The following is a 16,192-nucleotide window of genomic DNA, read 5'->3' on the forward strand; positions in this document are numbered from 1 at the left end:
CTTCAAGGAGCAGACCATGCGCATCGGCGTGCCCAAGGAGATCAAGGTCGAGGAATATCGGGTCGGGCTGACGCCTGCCTCGGTGCGGGAATATGTGGCGCACGGCCACGAGGTCGTGGTCCAGCGCGGCGCCGGTGACGGCATCGGTGCCGGCGATGACGTCTACACCCAGGCCGGCGCACGGATCGCCAACACCGCCGAAGAGGTGTTCTCGGTCGCCGAGATGATCGTGAAGGTGAAGGAGCCGCAGCCGTCGGAATGGATCAGGCTGCGCGAGGGCCAGATCCTGTTCACCTATCTGCATCTCGCGCCCGACGTGCCGCAGACCGCGGGGCTCGTCGCCTCCGGCTGCACGGCGGTCGCCTATGAGACCGTGACCGACGCGCATGGCGGGCTGCCGCTGCTCGCGCCGATGAGCGAAGTCGCCGGCCGGCTGGCGATCGAGGCCGCGGGCGCCGCGTTGCGCAAATCAGCCGACGGCATGGGCAAGCTGCTCGGCGGCGTGCCGGGCGTTCCGCCGGCGCGCGTTGCGATCATCGGCGGCGGCGTGGTCGGCACCCATGCAGCGCGGATGGCGGCCGGGCTCGGCAGCGACGTCACCATCCTCGACCGCTCATTGCCGCGGCTTCGCGCGCTCGACGACCTCTTCCTCGGCCGCGTTCGCACCCGTTACGCCACGCTGGAGGCGATCGAGCAGGAAGTCTTCGCAGCCGACGTCGTGATCGGCGCGGTGCTGGTGCCCGGCGCCAGCGCGCCAAAGCTGGTGTCGCGCGCGCAGCTTGCCGGCATGAAACGTCGCGCGGTGCTGGTCGACGTCGCGATCGATCAGGGCGGCTGCTTCGAGACCTCGAAGCCGACCACGCACCAGGCGCCGACCTATCTGGTCGACGACATCGTGCATTACTGCGTCGCCAACATGCCGGGCGCGGTGCCGGTCACCTCGAGCCATGCGCTCAACCACGCCACCTTGCCGTTCGGCCTGGCGCTGGCCTCGAAGGGGCTGCGCGCGCTGGTTGAGGATCCGCATCTGCGTGCCGGCCTCAACGTCCATCGCGGCCGCATCACCAACCGCGCCGTCGCCGAGAGCCAGCATCTGTCGGCCGTGATGCCGGAGGAAGCGCTGGCGTCGTAAGGCGAAATCCGGAAGGTCTAATTGCCGCGCGGCTTTAACCTCCCCTTGAAAAGGGGAGGTCGCTTTGCTCGCCAGAGCAAAGCGGGTGGGGGTCTTCTCTCTCCACATAGAGCGTCGCCTGCGGCGGACCCCCATCCCGACCTTCCCCCTTTCAGGGGGAAGGAGAGGATCGACCTTTCGCGCCGATGCTTCCCCGGATTTCGCTTTCGCTCCATCCGGGCTACGGAGCTGCGTCTGTCAGTTCTTTCAGCCGGCTCTGCATGACTTCGATGATGTGCGCGCGCTTTGCCGCGATGCGCTCGATCGGGCCGCCGATGCCGATCGCGAGCGGAGCGCGTCGCTTCGGCAGAGGAATCAGCATGCCTATTGTGTTTGCGCCCGGCGTCGTGCGGCCGCCTGTCTCGGAAAAGCCGCGGCGGCGAATGCGCTCGACCTCCTCGAGAAAGGCCGATTCGCGAACCCGCGCCGACTGAATCGGCTCCTCGGCGTTGTTGCGCCGGATAATGCCGCGAATTGTGGTGTTCGGCATCTGGCTCAGCAGCACGTGTCCGAGTGCGGTCCGAACCATCGGTCGTACCTGACCGGCTTGGGCGGTGTACTGAAGCTGGGAGCCGCCAGGGACAACGTGCAGATACTGCATCCCGGCGGCGCCGGCCTGTTGTCCAAGCATGACGGTTTCGCCGCCGGTCGCGGTCCAGAGTTCCTCCATCAGATCGGTGAGCTTTTTATCGCGGAACGGAGAACGACGGATCCAGTCACCGAGCAGATTGACCCGGTAGCTCGGGATGAAAAGCCGGCTCTTTCGCTCGTATTCAAGGTAGTTCAATTCAACGAGACAGCGAAGCAACACCGACGTGCTCGATTGGGGCATCTCCAGCGCGAAAGCTATTTCGGTCACGGAAGCCGCTCGCTTCGTTTTCCGAAAGAACTCCAGAACTGCAAACGTCCGCATGGCCGATTTGATGATGGCCGTCTTATTCGGATTCGGCATGGCTGGCTCCTCGGCGGGTCAAGTACCGCGCCTCCATCACATATGTGATGTTAGGGCAAAACTGCTTCACTTGACGACAACTTTGGCACAGATTGGCGCCCAACAAGACCAAGCCATGGAAACGCAGAGAGCAGGGGAAGGCGGATGTCCGGCCGAAGTTTGCTCGAGAAGATCTGGGATCAGCATGTCATTGCCCGTTTGAGCGAGGACACTGATCTGCTTCATATCGACCGCCATCTGCTGCATGATCTCGGCGGCTCGCGCGGCCTGCTCGATCTCAAGAGCCGTGGTCTCAAGGTTCACAATCCCGAGCTGACATTCGCAACGCCGGATCACGCGCTGTCCACGGCGCCCGGCCGCGCCGGAACCAGCAAGATCGGATTGGAATTGCTGGCTGCGCTGCGGGTCGAGACGGCGGCGAGTGGCATCACGCTGTTCGATGTCGATCAGCCCGGCCAGGGCATCGTCCACGTCATCGGGCCGGAGCTCGGCCTGAGCCTGCCGGGCGCGACGATCGTCTGCGGCGACAGCCACACCTGCACCCATGGCGGCTTAGGGGCGCTCGCCTTCGGCATCGGGTCGAGCGAGCTCGCCCATGTGCTGGCGACGCAGGCGTTGATCCAGAAGCGTCCGAAGACGCTGCGGGCGCGCTTCGAGGGCAAGCTGCCGCTCGGCGTCACCGCCAAGGACATGATCCTGGCGCTGATCGGGCAAATCGGTGCCGCCGGCGGCACCGGCTATGCGGTCGAATATGCCGGGAGCGCGATCCGCGAACTGCCGATCGAGGGACGGCTGACGATCTGCAACCTCTCGATCGAGCTCGGCGCCAAGATGGGCATGGTGGCGCCGGACGAGAAGACCTTCGAATTCCTGCGCGGCCGTCCCTATGCGCCGCAAGGCGAGATGTGGGATCTCGCAGTCAAGGCGTGGCGCGAATTGCCGAGCGACCCCGACGCGGTGTTCGACCGCGAGGTCGTGATCGACGTCGAGAAGATCATCCCGCAGGTGACCTGGGGCATCAGCCCCGAGCATGTCGTCGGCGTCGACGGCGTCATTCCCGATCCGAAGGCGGTCGACGATCCCGCACGTCGCGCCGCGATCGAGACCGCGCTCGAGTATATGGGTCTGCAGGGCGGTGCGCCGATCGCCGGCACGCCGGTCGATTGGGTGTTCATCGGCTCCTGCACCAACAGTCGCTTAAGCGATCTGCGCGCCGCGGCCGAGGTCGCGCGTGGCCGCAAGGTCGCTGCCGGGGTCCGCGCCTGGGTGGTGCCGGGCTCGGAGAACGTCAAGCGCGAGGCGATGGCCGAAGGGCTCGACAAGATCTTCATCGATGCCGGCTTCGAATGGCGCGAGCCGGGCTGCTCGATGTGCCTTGCCGCCAATGGCGAGGTGGTGGCGCCGGGGCAGCGCTCGGTCTCGACCTCGAACCGCAATTTCGTCGGCCGGCAGGGGCCGCGGGCGCGGACGCATCTGGCGAGCCCCGCGAGTGCGGCGGCCTCCGCCATCGCCGGCGCGATCGCCGATGTCAGGATGATGGGGCGCTAGACGATGCCAAAACCATTCGACAAGCTCACCGCGACCGCCGCGCCGATCATGCGCGCCAATATCGATACCGACGTGATCATCCGGATCGAGCGTCTGGTCGGCAATTCGATCCGCGGCACGCTCGGCAAATGGGCATTCGGCTCGCTGCGCTATCTGCCCGACGGCTCGGAGAATCCGGATTTCATCCTCAACCGCGAGCCGTATCGCGAGGCGGAGATTTTGGTGACCGGACCGAATTTCGGCTGCGGCTCCTCGCGCGAGGGCGCGGTATGGTCGCTGCAGGAGCGCGGCATCCGCGCCGTCATCGGCTCCGGTTTCGGCGACATCTTCTTTGCTAACTGCTTCCAGAACGGCATTCTGCCCGTCATCGTCGACAAGGCGGTGGTCGATCAGCTCGCCGCCGACATCGAGGCGACCCAGGGCGCTGGCAAGGTCTCGATCGACCTCGAGGCCCAGACCATCGTCTCGCCGTCGGGCGCGCGGCATTCCTTCGAGATCGACCCGCGACGGCGCGAAGGGCTATTGAAGGGGCTCGACGAGGTGGCGCTGACGCTGCGGCGCGACGACGAGATCCTCGCTTTCCAGGCTTCCGACCGCGCGGCGCGGCCCTGGATCCATTCGACAAGGATATCAGCATGAGCACGCAATCCAACATGGTCAAGGTTGCCGTCGTCGGCGGCGAGGGCATCGGCCCCGAGGTCACCGCGCAGTCGCGCCGCGTGCTCGACTGGTTCGCGGCCAAACGCAACGTACCGATGACCTTGCGCGAGGCGCAGTACGGCCTGATCCCGTATCTGGCGACCGGCAAGGTGCTGCCCGAGGACACCGCGGAGGCGATGGACGAGGCCGACGCCATCCTGTGGGGTGCGACCGGCGGACCCGAGACCACCGAAGTGCCGGTGGCTGCGCGCAAGGCCGGCAGTCTGCTGGGGCTGCGCAGCAAATACGATCTCTACGCCAATCTGCGTCCGATCGTGGCAAGCCCGGCGCTGTCGGCCTCCGCGCCGCTCAAGTCCGAGGTGCTCGACGGCGTCGATTTCGTCATCATCCGCGAATTGACCAGCGGCATCTATTTCGGCGAGCCGCGCGGCATCGAGACGCTGCCCGATGGCCAGCGCCGCGGCTTCAACACCGAGCAATACACCACCAACCAGATCCGCCGCGTGGCGCGCTCGGCGTTCGAGTTGGCGCGGACCCGGCGCAACAAGGTCTGCTCGGTCGACAAGGCCAACGTGCTGGAGACCAGCGTGGTCTGGCGCGAGGAGGTGATCAGGCTTCACAAGGAGGAGTTCTCCGACGTCGAACTCACCCATCTCTATGTCGACAATGCCGCGATGCAGATCGTGCGCGAGCCGCGGCAGTTCGACGTGATGGTGACCGGCAACATCTTTGGCGACATCCTGTCCGACTGCGCGGCGATGGCGTCGGGCTCGCTCGGCATGCTGCCGTCGGCCTCGCTCGGCCCGATCGATCGCTTCGGCCGGCGCAAGGCGCTGTATGAGCCGGTGCACGGCAGCGCACCTGATATCGCGGGCAAGGGCATTGCCAATCCGCTCGGCTCGATCCTCAGCGTCGCGATGCTGCTGCGCCTGACATTGAATCGCCCCGAGGATGCCGACCTCTTGGAGAAGGCGGTGCAGACCGCTCTGGCGTCAGGCGCACGAACGGCCGACATCGCCGAGGCCGGCGCGAAAAAGCTCTCGACCACCCAGATGGGTGATGCGGTGCTTAGCGCGCTCGACAAGATCTCGGCGAAGGAGCACGCGTGATGGCGCACCTCACCACGCCCCACCTTACGAGGCGATCGGCACTGACGGTGATCGCCTCGGGCGGCGCGGCGCTGGCGACCGGGCGTGGATGGGCGCAGGCGGCCACCGACCGCGTGATCTATCCGGTCGCGGTGCCGGTCTATCAGACGCAATTCGTGGCCGACCGCATCGGCTACTTCAAGGACGCCGGGCTCGACTGCAAGCTGGTGCAGGGCGGCAGCGGCGTGAAGACCCGCGAGATCATCGCCTCGTCGCAGGGCGATATCGGGATCGGCGACGTCACTCATCCGATGCAGCTGACCAATCACGGCCGCGCGGCGCGCGTGCTGCTGCCGGTCGACACACGGTCGAACTCGGTGATGTTCATCCTGCGCAAGGACCTCAAGGACCAGGGCATCAACTCGCTGGAGGCCTTCACGCAATGGAAGCGGCCCGATGGCCGCAAGCCGATCGTCTCGGTCTCCTCGCTCGGCGGCACCAACCATGTCTGGGCGTCCTACTACATGGAAACCATGGGGCTCGACGACAAGGTGACCTGGATCGGCACCGGCAATGTCGACACCATGCTGGGTTCGCTGAAATCGAAGCAGGTCGATATCTTGGTCTCTTCGCTGTCGCTGCTGAACGAGGCGCAGCAGCAGGGCTGGGGCGAATTGCTGTTCGACGGCACCGACGAGACGATCTGGAACAAGCATATCGGCGGCAAGGTGCCGGTGACCGCGCATTTCACGCTGCAGGCCACCATCGACAAGGATCCGGCCAAGATGCAGGCCTATGTCACCGCGCTGTGGCGCGCCTCGCAATGGATCAAGACCCACAAGGCGACCGAGGTTTACGACGCCATCGAGCCCTATGTCGGCAGCACCTCGCGCGATGCCAATCTGCTCGAGATATCAGCGATCCAGAAGGTCGCGGATTACGAGGGGACGGTCGACGCGGCGAGCTTCGCGCGCGGCGAGAAGGTCTGGTTCCGCGAGATGACCGGCATCAAGCCGCTCAAGATCGCCGACGTGGTCAACTCCAACCTGATCGAAGCGGCGCGAAAGGCCTATCCGGGTTGAGCGCGCTCGAGACGAGCGCAACCGTGTCGCCGCGCGACGTGGCCGAGCGCCGCGTCGAGGTCAAGGGCCTGAGCAAGTCGTTCCAGCTCGCCAAGACCACCATCGAGGCGGTGCGCGACGTCAGCTTCGATGTGCGCCGCGGCGAGTTCGTCGCGCTGCTCGGGCCGTCCGGCTCCGGCAAGAGCACCGTGCTCAACATGATTGCCTCGCTGATCCGCCCGACCGGCGGCGAGATCCTGATCGACGGCAAGCGCGTCGTGCCCGGCAAGGCGACACCTGATGTCGGCTATGTCTTCCAGCGCGACACGCTGTTTCCGTGGCGCACCGTCGCCGACAATATCGGCTATGGGCTGGAACTATCCGGCGTGCCCGCGTCGGAGCGGAAGGAGCGCATTGCGGAATGCGTCGCGCAGGCGGGCTTGAGGGGTTTCGAGAACGCCTATCCGTCGGCGCTGTCGGGCGGCATGCGGCAGCGTGCGGCGCTGATGCGGACTTTGATCGTCGAGCCGCAGATCCTGTTGATGGACGAGCCGTTCGGCGCGCTCGATACCCACACCAAGATCGACATGCACGAGGTGCTGCTCCGGATCTGGGAGCGCGAGCAGCAGACCGTGCTGTTCGTGACCCACGATCTCGGCGAGGCGCTGACCTTGGCCGACCGCATCATCCTGTTCTCGGCGCGGCCGGGCCGCATCAAGGACATGTTCGCGGTCGACTTCGCCCGCCCGCGCGATGCGGTGAAGGTGCGCGAGACTCCGCATTATGCCGAGCTGTTCCAGCACATCTGGCACTCGCTCGGAGAGGAATTCGTCAAGGGCCGCAGCGCATGAGGAGATACGGCACGCTCGGCACAATCGGCTGGCAGGTCCTGATCTGCGCCATCGTGCTGTCGGTCTGGCAGTGGGGCTACGATCTCCGCACCAGGCTGCCGTGGCTGGTGCCCGACCTGCTCGACCCGTATTTCATCTCGAAGCCGTCGATGATCTTCGACAACTTCCTGATTCAGAGCTGCCTGACTACCAAGCTCGGCGTCTTCAACGGCTGGTTCAACGGCGACTTCGCAAAGTGCCTGGCGCGCAACGAGAACAATCTCTGGGCCGCGACCGCGATCACGCTGAAGAACACCTTCTTCGGCTTCGTCACCGGCGTGGTCTCAGGCTTCGTCGCCGGGTTGATCCTCGGGCGCTCCGACCGTCTCAGTGCGATCTTCCAGCCCTTCATCACCGCGGTGAATTCGATCCCGCGGATCGCGTTGGCGCCGATCATCGTGCTGGCGTTCGGGATCGGCGACATGTCGAAGATCGTGACCTCCTGGATCGTCGTCGTGTTTCTGGTGTTCTTCAACACCTTCGAGGGCGCGCGCTCGATCGACGAGGGCTTTACCAACGCCGCGCGGCTGCTCGGCGCCAGCGAGTGGCAGATCACCCGCACCGTGGTGATCCCCTCGACCATGGCCTGGGTGTTCGCCTCGCTGACGCCCGCGATCTCCTTTGCGCTGATCGGCGTGATCGTCGGCGAATTCATCGGCGCCGAGCGCGGCATCGGCCGCCTCATCATCGAGTCCGAGGCGCGCGGCGAGGCCTCCGGCATGATGGTCGCGGTCGTGGTGCTGATGCTGGTCGGTGTCGTGCTGTCGGCGATCATCTGGCGGCTGCAGGCCTATCTGTTGCGCTGGCAGCGGCAGCGCAGCGCCGAATAGAGAGCGGCCCGCGGCGACATTCACCTGTCGCGCACGGGCCATCTTCCAACTTACGCGGCGGTTTCCGACGGCGAGGTCTTGCCGTCGAGCCAATCCTGCTCCTTGGCCAGCGCGCGCCAGGCCGCTTCCATGCGCTTGAAGCGGTTGTGGGTCGGCTCGTCATTGGCGCGCTCGGCAAGCTGCGCGCAGTTCTCCGCATTGTCGAGGAAGTGCTGCGATTGCTTCATGGAACGTCCTCCTGTTGATGGGGACGTGGGACATCAAATCAGGCTATTCAACGCATGGAACATGAGCATTTCGCCACACACGTGAATGCCTGTTCAGCGAAGTTCCCCGCGCGATATTCCGCATCAGCGCGCGAGGATCTGCATCATGATCGATATAGGAACGCTATGTCGCACCCGACGTTCCTCCCTCGCGTCGCAACTGGAGGAGAAGAGACGTCATGAGGAAGTACCTGTTCGCCGCGGCGATGGTAACCGCGATCGCCTCGCCTGTGCTCGCCGATGAAATCGGCGTTCGTGCCGGTCCCGTCGGCGCCGGCGTGACCGTCGGCCGGGCGCCCGAATATCGCGACCGCGATCGTGATCGCACCACCGTGATCAGGGAGCGTGAGCCGCGCCGTGACCGGACCACGGTGATCAAGAAGCAGGACGAATTCGGCAATCGCAGCAAGACCGTCATTCATCACGACGATGATGACTAACGACCGATCGTCTGTGTGATCCAAAGTCCGCCGCGGTCCCATCGCGGCGGACTTTTGCTTGTCGCTTGATCGCGACGGTGGATCCGTGGAGAGGCAATGGCCGCTGAAACAGAGCTCAAATTCCGTGTTCCGGCGCGCAAGCTAAAGGCGCTGGAGAAGCCACGGATCGCCGGCGGGAAGGGCGGCGTGCCGTCCGAGAGCGATTTGCTTTCGACTTATTTCGATACCGGGAAGCATAAGCTGAAGCGGCACGGAATCACGTTGCGTGTGCGCTGGGACGGCCACGGCCATGTTCAGACGATCAAATCCGACGCGGGACCAAGATTTGAACGGGGTGAATGGGAGACCAACCTCGCCGATGGTGCGCTCGATCTCGACAAGGCCGAAGGTACGCCGCTCGAGAGCCTCGCGTCAGGCAGGCTGCGCCGCAAGCTGAAGCCGGTGTTCGAGACGTCAGTGCGACGCATCACCGTGCCGCTGCGCACGAAGCGGAGCGAGATCGAGCTCGCGATCGATCGCGGGCGGGCCACGGCCGGCCATCGGTCCCGTCCGATCCAGGAGCTCGAGCTCGAACTGAAGCGTGGACGGCTGCTTGACCTATTTCGGATCGCCAGGGAGTTGGAGCGGCGGTCGGACGCCGAGCTCGACCTCTGCTCGAAGGCCGATCGCGGCTATGAACTTGCCGGCGCGGAGCAGCATATCGCGGTCTTCGCCAGAAGCATCGCGCTCGATCACGAGTGCACGGCAGGCGAGGCCTTTCGGGCGATCGCGCGCGCCACACTCCGTCACTTCTCCTCGAATGTCGACGCCGTTCGCGAGGGCGAGCCGGAAGGCATCCATCAGATGCGGGTTGGCCTGCGTCGGCTGCGGGCGGCGATCTCGCTGTTCTCCAAGATATTGTCCAGGGCTTCGACTGAAGACGTCAAGGCCGAGCTGAAGTGGCTTACCGGCGCACTTGCGCCGGCGCGCGAACTCGACGTCTTCGTCAAGGAAGAGATCGAGCCCGCAACGCATGATGTGCTGCTGCGGCGAGGCGGCCGCGCGATCCGGCAGGAGTTTTCAGGCCGCCGCGACCGGGCCTTCGCGCAGGCGCGGCGGGCGGTCGATTCGCCGCGCTACCGGAATTTGTTGATCGACACGTTGCAATGGATCGAGTCCGGCCAGACCGTCGCGGCGGCGGACGAGGGCGGTCCGATTGGCGGATTCGCAGCCGCGCTGCTGCATCGCCGCATCAAGAAGCTGCGCAAGGAGGGGCGGCGCCTCGACAAACTTTCCGTCCAGGAGCGGCACAAGGTTCGCATCAGGGCCAAGAAACTCAGATACGCGATCGACTTCTTCGAAAGCCTGTTTCCAGGTAAGCGCGAGCGGAAGCAACTCGCGCGGTTATCCAGGCATCTGAAGCGTGTTCAGGACGCGCTTGGCTCGCTCAATGATTTCGTCGCGCATCGCAAGCTGGCCGTCGACGCGGCGCTGAAGGCCCCGCATCGCAAGGAGCGCGCTCGTGCCTTTGCCTCGGGCGTTGTGCTGGGCCGCGAGGAACAGACGGTCAAGCCGTTGATGAAGATCGCCGCCAAGGAAGTGCGGGGACTGGAGAAGTGTTGACGGCCGCGTCTATGCCGTCGATTGCGCTTGCCGCTCGGCGGCTGCGATCTGGCGGCGGCATTCCTCCGCGTAGGCACGCAAACGCTCGACCGTCAGCGAGTCCATGCCGGTGCGCGCCAGTCGCTCGGCGCGGTCGGCCTGGTCCTGGAGATCGTGGGTTGTCCGGGTCACGGCTGCCCTCCATGGCCAGACAATTTGAATCGAATTGCGACGTTCCCCGGCCGGTGACGGCGTGGCTAACGGGTGGTTAAGATGGCGGAGATGCTCAAGTGACCGGCGCCGGGTTGAACAGCGTGAGATCGTTGTGGATGCCCCACTTGTCCGACCATGGCTTGGTCCGCCCGCTGGCGACGTCGAGGATCAGGCGGAACAGGTCCCAGCCGGTCTCTTCGATCGTCTTCTCGCCGGTCGCGATGCAGCCGGCGTCGAAATCGATCAGGTCCTTCCAGCGCCGTGCCAGCTCGCTGCGGGTCGCGACCTTGATGACGGGCGCGGCGGCGAGGCCATAGGGCGTGCCGCGGCCGGTGGTGAAGACCTGCAAGGTCATGCCGGAGGCGAGCTGCAGTGTACCGCAGATGAAATCGCTGGCCGGTGTCGCCGCAAACAGCATGCCCTTCTGCCGCGCCTTCTCGCCCGGCGACAGCACGCCCGCGATCGGGCCCGAGCCCGACTTGACGATCGAGCCCAGGGATTTCTCGACGATGTTGGCGAGCCCGCCCTTCTTGTTGCCCGGCGTCGTGTTGGCGCTGCGGTCGGCACCACCGCGGGCGAGATAGGCGTCATACCATGCCATCTCGCGGATCAGCGCGCGGCCGACATCCTCGCTCGCGGCGCGGCGGGTCAGAAGCTGGATCGCGTCGCGCACCTCGGTCACCTCGGAGAACATCACGGTCGCGCCGGCGCGCACCAGGAGGTCTGCCGCGAAGCCGACCGCGGGATTGGCGGTGACGCCGGAGAACGCATCGCTGCCGCCGCATTGCAGGCCGATCACGAGATCGGCGGCCGGGCAGGTCTCGCGCTTGCGGGCGTTGAGCACCTTCAGCCGCGCCTCAGCCTGAGTCATGATCGCATCGACGATGGCACCGAAACCGTCGAAGGCTTCGTCCTGCATCCGCACGATGGCATCGCTGATGCCTTCCGGCACCAGCCGTTCCGGCGCGAGCTTCTCGCAGCCGAGGCCGACGACGAGGATCTCGCCGCCGAAGTTCGGATTGAGCGCGAGGTTTTGAAGGGTGCGGATCGGCACCACGGCATCGGGCGCTGATATCGCGACGCCGCAGCCATAGGCGTGGGTCAGCGGCACGACGTCGTCGACATTGGGGTATTTTGGCAGCAGCTCGGCGCGGATGCGCTTGACCGCATATTCCATCGTGCCCTTGACGCATTGCACGGAGGAGGAGATGCCGAGGATGTTCTTGGTGCCGACCGAGCCGTCGGGATTGCGATAGCCCTCGAAGGTGAAACCTTCGAGCGGCGGCAGTGCCGGCGGCACCGCGGTCGCGATCTCGAGCTGATCGAGCGGCGGTGCGTCGGGCATGCGGATGCGCGCCTCGTCGACCCATTCGCCGGCCAGGATCGGCGACAGCGCATGGCCGATCACCTCGCCATAGCGGACGATCGGCGCGCCCTCGGCGATATCTTCCAGCGCGGTCTTGTGGCCCTGCGGCACGAAGGCGCGCAGCGTCAGGCCGCACGCGAAGCGCGAGCCGGCGGGCAGGCCGAAATCATTCACGACGATCGCGACATTGTCGCGCGCGTTGAGCTTGATGTAGCGGGGCTGCTCCTGCGCGCCGATCGACTGGTCCATGCCATATTCCTCCTGGCCTTGCTTCACCTCCCCCGCAAGCGGGGGAGGGGGCGCACTTCCCGTGCGGTAAGTCTCAACCCGGGAACGTATAGGCCGTCTTCACCGTGGTGTAGAATTCGCGGGCATAGGCGCCCTGTTCACGTGCGCCGTAGCTCGAGCCTTTGCGGCCGCCGAACGGCACGTGGTAGTCGACGCCGGCGGTCGGCAGGTTGACCATCACCATGCCGGCCTCGCTGTTGCGCTTGTAGTGCGAGGCGTATTTCAGGCTGGTCGTGCAGATGCCCGAGGCGAGGCCGAACTCGGTGTCGTTGGAGATCGCCAGCGCTTCCTCGTAATCCTTGGCGCGAATCACGCAGGCGACCGGGCCGAAGATCTCCTCGCGGGCGATCCGCATCTGGTTGGTCGTCTCGGTGAACAGCGCTGGCTGCAAATAGAAGCCAGGCGTCTCGCGGTTCAGCAGTTCGCCGCCCCAGTGCAGCCGAGCGCCTTCGTCCTGGCCGATCTTGATGTAGCGCAGGTCCTGGTCGAGCTGGCTCTGGTCGACCACAGGGCCGACATGCACGCCGCTCTTCAGCGCGTCGTCCACCGCAAGCCCCTTCATCCGCTCGGTCATCGCAGCGACGAAGCGGTCATGGATGCCCGCGGTGACGATCAGACGCGAGGACGCGGTGCAGCGCTGGCCGGTCGAGAAATAAGCGCCGTTGACGGCGACCTCGACCGCGACTTTCACGTCGGCGTCGTCGAGCACGACCAGCGGGTTCTTGCCGCCCATCTCGAGCTGGAACTTCTTCATGGGGTTGGAGAGCACGCAGGCCTGCGCGATCTTGCGGCCGGTCTGCACCGAGCCGGTGAAGGAGATCGCGGCGACGTCGGGATGATCGAGCAGGGTCTGACCGACCACCGAGCCCGAGCCGACCACGAGGTTGAACACGCCGGCCGGTATGCCGGAGCGTGCGATGATCTCGGACAGCGCGTGCGCGGAGCCCGGCACCAGCTCGGCCGGCTTGAACACGACAGTGTTGCCGTAGCAGAGCGCCGGCGCGATCTTCCAGGCCGGGATCGCGATCGGAAAGTTCCACGGCGTGATCATGCCGATGACGCCGACCGGCTCGCGGGTGATCTCGACGTCGAGACCGGGGCGCACCGACGCGCCCTTCTCGCCCATCAGCCGCAGCGCTTCGCCGGCGAAGAACGCGAATATCTGCCCGGCGCGCCCCACCTCGCCGATGCCCTCGGGGAGCGTCTTACCTTCCTCGCGCGCCAGCAGGCGGCCGAGCTCTTCCTTGCGGGCGAGGATCTCGACGGAGATTTTGGTCAGCGCGTCAAAGCGCTCCTGCGGCGTCGAGCGCGCCCAGGCCGGGAAAGCGGCCTTCGCGGCGGCGATTGCCTTTTCGGTCTGCGCCTTGTCGGCCTTGGCGTATTCGCCGACCACGTCCTTGGTGTTGGAGGGGTTGATGTCCCGCGTAATGCCCGTTCCGTCGACCCATTCGCCGGCGATGAAGTTCTTCTGGTGAGCGGTCATGTTTCCAACCTTTCTTGTTAGCGCACGAGGCAGGGACGCTTGTCGTCGAAGGTCCACCCCTGGATCAGGAACTGCATGGCCAGCGCGTCGTCGCGGGCGCCGAGGCCATGCTGCTTGTATAGCGCGTTCGCCGCCTCGATGGCACCGCGATCGAGCTCGATGCCGAGGCCCGGCCGATCCGGGATCGCGATCTTGCCGCCCTTGATCTGCAACGGCTCCCTGGTCAACGCCTGGCCATCCTGCCAGATCCAGTGGGTGTCGATCGCGGTCACCTTGCCGGGTGCGGCGGCGCCGACATGGGTGAACATCGCCAGCGAAATGTCGAAATGGTTGTTGGAGTGCGAGCCCCAGGTCAGGCCGTTGTCGCGGCAGGTCTGCGCCACCCGCACCGAGCCCTGCATGGTCCAGAAATGCGGGTCGGCGAGCGGAATGTCGACGGCCCCGAGCCGCAGCGCGTGCGAGAGCTGACGCCAGTCGGTCGCGATCATGTTGGTTGCGGTCGGCAGCCCGGTGGCGCGGCGGAACTCGGCCATGATCTCGCGGCCGGAGAAGCCGGCCTCGGCGCCGCAGGGATCCTCGGCATAGGCGAGCACGCCATGCATGTTGCTGCAAAGCCGGATCGCCTCGTCGAGTGACCAGGCACCGTTCGGGTCGAGCGTGACGCGCGCGTTCGGAAAGCGCTTTGCAATTGCGGTGACGGCCTCGATCTCCGCTTCGCCCGCGAGCACGCCGCCCTTGAGCTTGAAATCGGCGAAGCCGTAATGGGCCTGCGTCGCTTCAGCGAGCCGTACGATCGCCTCCGGCGTCATCGCCGCCTGATGACGCAGGTCGAACCAGTCCGGCTTGCCGGTCTCGCCCTCGACGTAAGGCAGGCTGGTCTTCCTGCGATCGCCGACGAAGAAGAGATAGCCGAGCGTCTCGACGCTCGCGCGCTGCTGGCCTTCGCCGAGCAGCGCTGCGACCGGGAGATTGAGATGCTGGCCGAGCAGATCGAGCAGCGCGGATTCCACCGCGGTCACCGCATGAATGGTGACGCGGAGGTCAAAGGTCTGCTTGCCGCGGCCGCCGGCGTCGCGATCGGCGAAGGCCTGGCGCATCGAGGCCAGGATGTTGTTGCAGGCGCCGATGGTCTGGCCGACGACCAGGTCGCGGGCGTCCTCCAGCGTCTTCCTGATCTTCTCGCCGCCCGGTACCTCGCCGACGCCGGTATGGCCGGAGTTGTCGGTGAGGATAACGAGGTTGCGGGTGAAGAACGGCGCATGCGCGCCGCTCAGATTGAGGAGCATGCCGTCGCGGCCGGCGACCGGGATCACCTCCATCGCCGTGACGACGGGGGCGCCGGCAAAGTCGGTGCGGATCGTGTCCTGAATCATCTGCTCCTCCCTTGGTCGTTGGCCGTTCGGTCTATTCCGCGGCCTGCTGGGTTGCAGCCTGCGGCAGTTTCGCCACCAGCGCCGCGAGCTCGGCGATCTCCTGCTCGGTGAGATCGGTGAGCGGCGGCCGCACCGGGCCGGAATCGCGGCCGATCACCTTCATGCCGGCCTTGATGATCGACACCGCATAACCCTTCTTGCGGTTGCGTATCGCGATCAGCGGCAGGATGAAATCCTTAAGTCCTGCATGGATGGTCTGATGATCGCGCCGGCGCACCGCGGCGTAGAACCTGGTGGCGAATTCCGGCACGAAGTTGAACACCGCCGACGAATAAGTGGTGACGCCCATGTCGAGATAGGGCAGCGCGAAGGTTTCCGCGGTCGGCAGGCCGCCGATATAGGTCAGGCGGTCGCCGAGCTTGGTGTAGACGCGGGTCATCAGCTCGATGTCGCCGATTCCGTCCTTGTAGCCGACGAGGTTCGGGCAGCGCTCGCAGAGCCGCGCCAGCGTGTCCGGCTGCAGGATCGCATTGTCGCGGTTGTAGACGATGACGCCGATCTTCACCGACGAACACACCGCCTCGACATGCGCGGCAAGGCCGTCCTGCTCGGCATGCGTGAGATAGGGCGGCAGCAGCAAGAGGCCGTCGGCGCCGGCCTTCTCGGCACCGATTGCGATCTCGCGCGCGATCGCCGTGCCGTAGCCGGTGCCGGCCAGCACGGGAACGCGACCCTTGGTCTCGTCGACCGCAACCTTCACGACATGGGGAACTTCAGACGGCGTCAGCGAGAAGAACTCGCCGGTGCCGCCGGCGGCGAACAGGCCGGCGACGTCATAGCCGCACAGCCAGTCCATGTTGGCGCGATAGGCCGCCTCGTCGAACGAATAGTCCGCTTTGAACGGGGTCACCGGAAAAGACAGGAGGCCGCCGCCGATTCTCGCAGCCATCTCCTGAGGGGTCATCTTGCTCATGGCGCCACT

At 65.7% G+C, this 16,192-nt stretch carries 16 protein-coding genes; 9 read left to right on the plus strand and 7 right to left on the minus strand.

What is annotated here, in order from left to right; all coding sequences use genetic code 11:
* Positions 1-16 precede the first annotated feature (16 nt).
* Positions 17-1,132, plus strand: a complete 1,116-nt coding sequence (ald, locus tag XH92_RS09515; RefSeq protein ID WP_194458983.1) for an alanine dehydrogenase — start codon at positions 17-19, stop codon at positions 1,130-1,132.
* Positions 1,133-1,352: 220 nt separating this feature from the next.
* Here ald and XH92_RS09520 read toward each other — a convergent pair whose 3' ends face one another.
* The gene (locus XH92_RS09520; RefSeq protein WP_194458984.1) at positions 1,353-2,123 is read right to left on the minus strand and encodes an IclR family transcriptional regulator; all 771 of its coding nucleotides are present in this window, start codon (positions 2,121-2,123) and stop codon (positions 1,353-1,355) included.
* 144 nt (positions 2,124-2,267) lie between these two features.
* Here XH92_RS09520 and leuC point away from each other — a divergent pair, with 144 nt between their 5' ends.
* Genes leuC through XH92_RS09550 form a run of 6 tightly spaced genes read left to right on the plus strand, consistent with a single transcriptional unit; the run spans position 2,268 to position 8,200 of the window.
* Complete coding sequence (gene leuC / locus XH92_RS09525) at positions 2,268-3,671, plus strand: 3-isopropylmalate dehydratase large subunit (protein WP_194458985.1); 1,404 nt, start codon at positions 2,268-2,270, stop codon at positions 3,669-3,671.
* A gap of 3 nt (positions 3,672-3,674) precedes the next feature.
* Complete coding sequence (gene leuD / locus XH92_RS09530; RefSeq protein ID WP_194458986.1) at positions 3,675-4,310, plus strand: 3-isopropylmalate dehydratase small subunit; 636 nt, start codon at positions 3,675-3,677, stop codon at positions 4,308-4,310.
* The gene (leuB, locus tag XH92_RS09535) at positions 4,307-5,440 is read left to right on the plus strand and encodes a 3-isopropylmalate dehydrogenase (RefSeq protein WP_194458987.1); all 1,134 of its coding nucleotides are present in this window, start codon (positions 4,307-4,309) and stop codon (positions 5,438-5,440) included. Before leuD ends, leuB begins: the two co-directional genes overlap by 4 nt.
* The gene (locus XH92_RS09540; RefSeq protein ID WP_194458988.1) at positions 5,440-6,501 is read left to right on the plus strand and encodes an ABC transporter substrate-binding protein; all 1,062 of its coding nucleotides are present in this window, start codon (positions 5,440-5,442) and stop codon (positions 6,499-6,501) included. Before leuB ends, XH92_RS09540 begins: the two co-directional genes overlap by 1 nt.
* Positions 6,498-7,331, plus strand: coding sequence for an ABC transporter ATP-binding protein (locus XH92_RS09545; protein WP_194458989.1), 834 nt, complete (start codon positions 6,498-6,500; stop codon positions 7,329-7,331). The genes XH92_RS09540 and XH92_RS09545 overlap by 4 nt, the downstream gene beginning before the upstream one ends.
* Positions 7,328-8,200 carry an ABC transporter permease gene (locus XH92_RS09550; RefSeq protein WP_194458990.1) on the plus strand — a complete coding sequence of 291 codons (873 nt, stop codon included), beginning with the start codon at positions 7,328-7,330 and terminating at the stop codon, positions 8,198-8,200. The genes XH92_RS09545 and XH92_RS09550 overlap by 4 nt, the downstream gene beginning before the upstream one ends.
* Positions 8,201-8,250: 50 nt before the next feature.
* Here XH92_RS09550 and XH92_RS09555 read toward each other — a convergent pair whose 3' ends face one another.
* Complete coding sequence (locus XH92_RS09555) at positions 8,251-8,427, minus strand: hypothetical protein (protein ID WP_194458991.1); 177 nt, start codon at positions 8,425-8,427, stop codon at positions 8,251-8,253.
* Positions 8,428-8,645: 218 nt separating this feature from the next.
* On the opposite strand from XH92_RS09555, the gene XH92_RS09560 reads away from it, so the two are divergent.
* The gene (locus XH92_RS09560; RefSeq protein WP_194458992.1) at positions 8,646-8,906 is read left to right on the plus strand and encodes a hypothetical protein; all 261 of its coding nucleotides are present in this window, start codon (positions 8,646-8,648) and stop codon (positions 8,904-8,906) included.
* Between the two features lie 96 nt (positions 8,907-9,002).
* The gene (locus tag XH92_RS09565; RefSeq protein WP_194458993.1) at positions 9,003-10,508 is read left to right on the plus strand and encodes a CYTH and CHAD domain-containing protein; all 1,506 of its coding nucleotides are present in this window, start codon (positions 9,003-9,005) and stop codon (positions 10,506-10,508) included.
* Between the two features lie 9 nt (positions 10,509-10,517).
* On the opposite strand, the gene XH92_RS09570 is transcribed toward XH92_RS09565, so the two are convergent.
* From XH92_RS09570 to kdgD, 5 genes are all read right to left on the minus strand, one after another.
* Positions 10,518-10,679 carry a hypothetical protein gene (locus XH92_RS09570; RefSeq protein WP_194458994.1) on the minus strand — a complete coding sequence of 54 codons (162 nt, stop codon included), beginning with the start codon at positions 10,677-10,679 and terminating at the stop codon, positions 10,518-10,520.
* 94 nt (positions 10,680-10,773) lie between these two features.
* A complete protein-coding gene (garD, locus tag XH92_RS09575) occupies positions 10,774-12,315 on the minus strand; it encodes a galactarate dehydratase (RefSeq protein ID WP_194458995.1) in 1,542 nt (513 codons plus the stop codon).
* Positions 12,316-12,388: 73 nt separating this feature from the next.
* Positions 12,389-13,837 carry an aldehyde dehydrogenase family protein gene (locus XH92_RS09580; protein WP_194458996.1) on the minus strand — a complete coding sequence of 483 codons (1,449 nt, stop codon included), beginning with the start codon at positions 13,835-13,837 and terminating at the stop codon, positions 12,389-12,391.
* 17 nt (positions 13,838-13,854) lie between these two features.
* Positions 13,855-15,210, minus strand: coding sequence for a glucarate dehydratase (gene gudD, locus XH92_RS09585; protein ID WP_194458997.1), 1,356 nt, complete (start codon positions 15,208-15,210; stop codon positions 13,855-13,857).
* 31 nt (positions 15,211-15,241) lie between these two features.
* Positions 15,242-16,183 carry a 5-dehydro-4-deoxyglucarate dehydratase gene (kdgD, locus tag XH92_RS09590; protein ID WP_194458998.1) on the minus strand — a complete coding sequence of 314 codons (942 nt, stop codon included), beginning with the start codon at positions 16,181-16,183 and terminating at the stop codon, positions 15,242-15,244.
* Between the last annotated feature and the right edge of the window lie 9 nt (positions 16,184-16,192).

Origin of the sequence: Bradyrhizobium sp. CCBAU 53421, from assembly GCF_015291625.1 — a bacterium.
GTDB lineage: Bacteria > Pseudomonadota > Alphaproteobacteria > Rhizobiales > Xanthobacteraceae > Bradyrhizobium.

Coding starts and splice junctions, on each gene's coding strand:
- XH92_RS09540 (WP_194458988.1), top strand. CDS start 5,440: ATGGCGCACCTCACCACGCCCCACCTTACGAGGCGATCGGCACTGACG.
- leuD (WP_194458986.1), top strand. CDS start 3,675: ATGCCAAAACCATTCGACAAGCTCACCGCGACCGCCGCGCCGATCATG.
- gudD (WP_194458997.1), bottom strand. CDS start 15,210: ATGATTCAGGACACGATCCGCACCGACTTTGCCGGCGCCCCCGTCGTC.
- XH92_RS09565 (WP_194458993.1), top strand. CDS start 9,003: ATGGCCGCTGAAACAGAGCTCAAATTCCGTGTTCCGGCGCGCAAGCTA.
- XH92_RS09555 (WP_194458991.1), bottom strand. CDS start 8,427: ATGAAGCAATCGCAGCACTTCCTCGACAATGCGGAGAACTGCGCGCAG.
- leuB (WP_194458987.1), top strand. CDS start 4,307: ATGAGCACGCAATCCAACATGGTCAAGGTTGCCGTCGTCGGCGGCGAG.
- XH92_RS09560 (WP_194458992.1), top strand. CDS start 8,646: ATGAGGAAGTACCTGTTCGCCGCGGCGATGGTAACCGCGATCGCCTCG.
- ald (WP_194458983.1), top strand. CDS start 17: ATGCGCATCGGCGTGCCCAAGGAGATCAAGGTCGAGGAATATCGGGTC.
- leuC (WP_194458985.1), top strand. CDS start 2,268: ATGTCCGGCCGAAGTTTGCTCGAGAAGATCTGGGATCAGCATGTCATT.
- XH92_RS09520 (WP_194458984.1), bottom strand. CDS start 2,123: ATGCCGAATCCGAATAAGACGGCCATCATCAAATCGGCCATGCGGACG.
- garD (WP_194458995.1), bottom strand. CDS start 12,315: ATGGACCAGTCGATCGGCGCGCAGGAGCAGCCCCGCTACATCAAGCTC.
- XH92_RS09580 (WP_194458996.1), bottom strand. CDS start 13,837: ATGACCGCTCACCAGAAGAACTTCATCGCCGGCGAATGGGTCGACGGA.
- XH92_RS09550 (WP_194458990.1), top strand. CDS start 7,328: ATGAGGAGATACGGCACGCTCGGCACAATCGGCTGGCAGGTCCTGATC.
- kdgD (WP_194458998.1), bottom strand. CDS start 16,183: ATGAGCAAGATGACCCCTCAGGAGATGGCTGCGAGAATCGGCGGCGGC.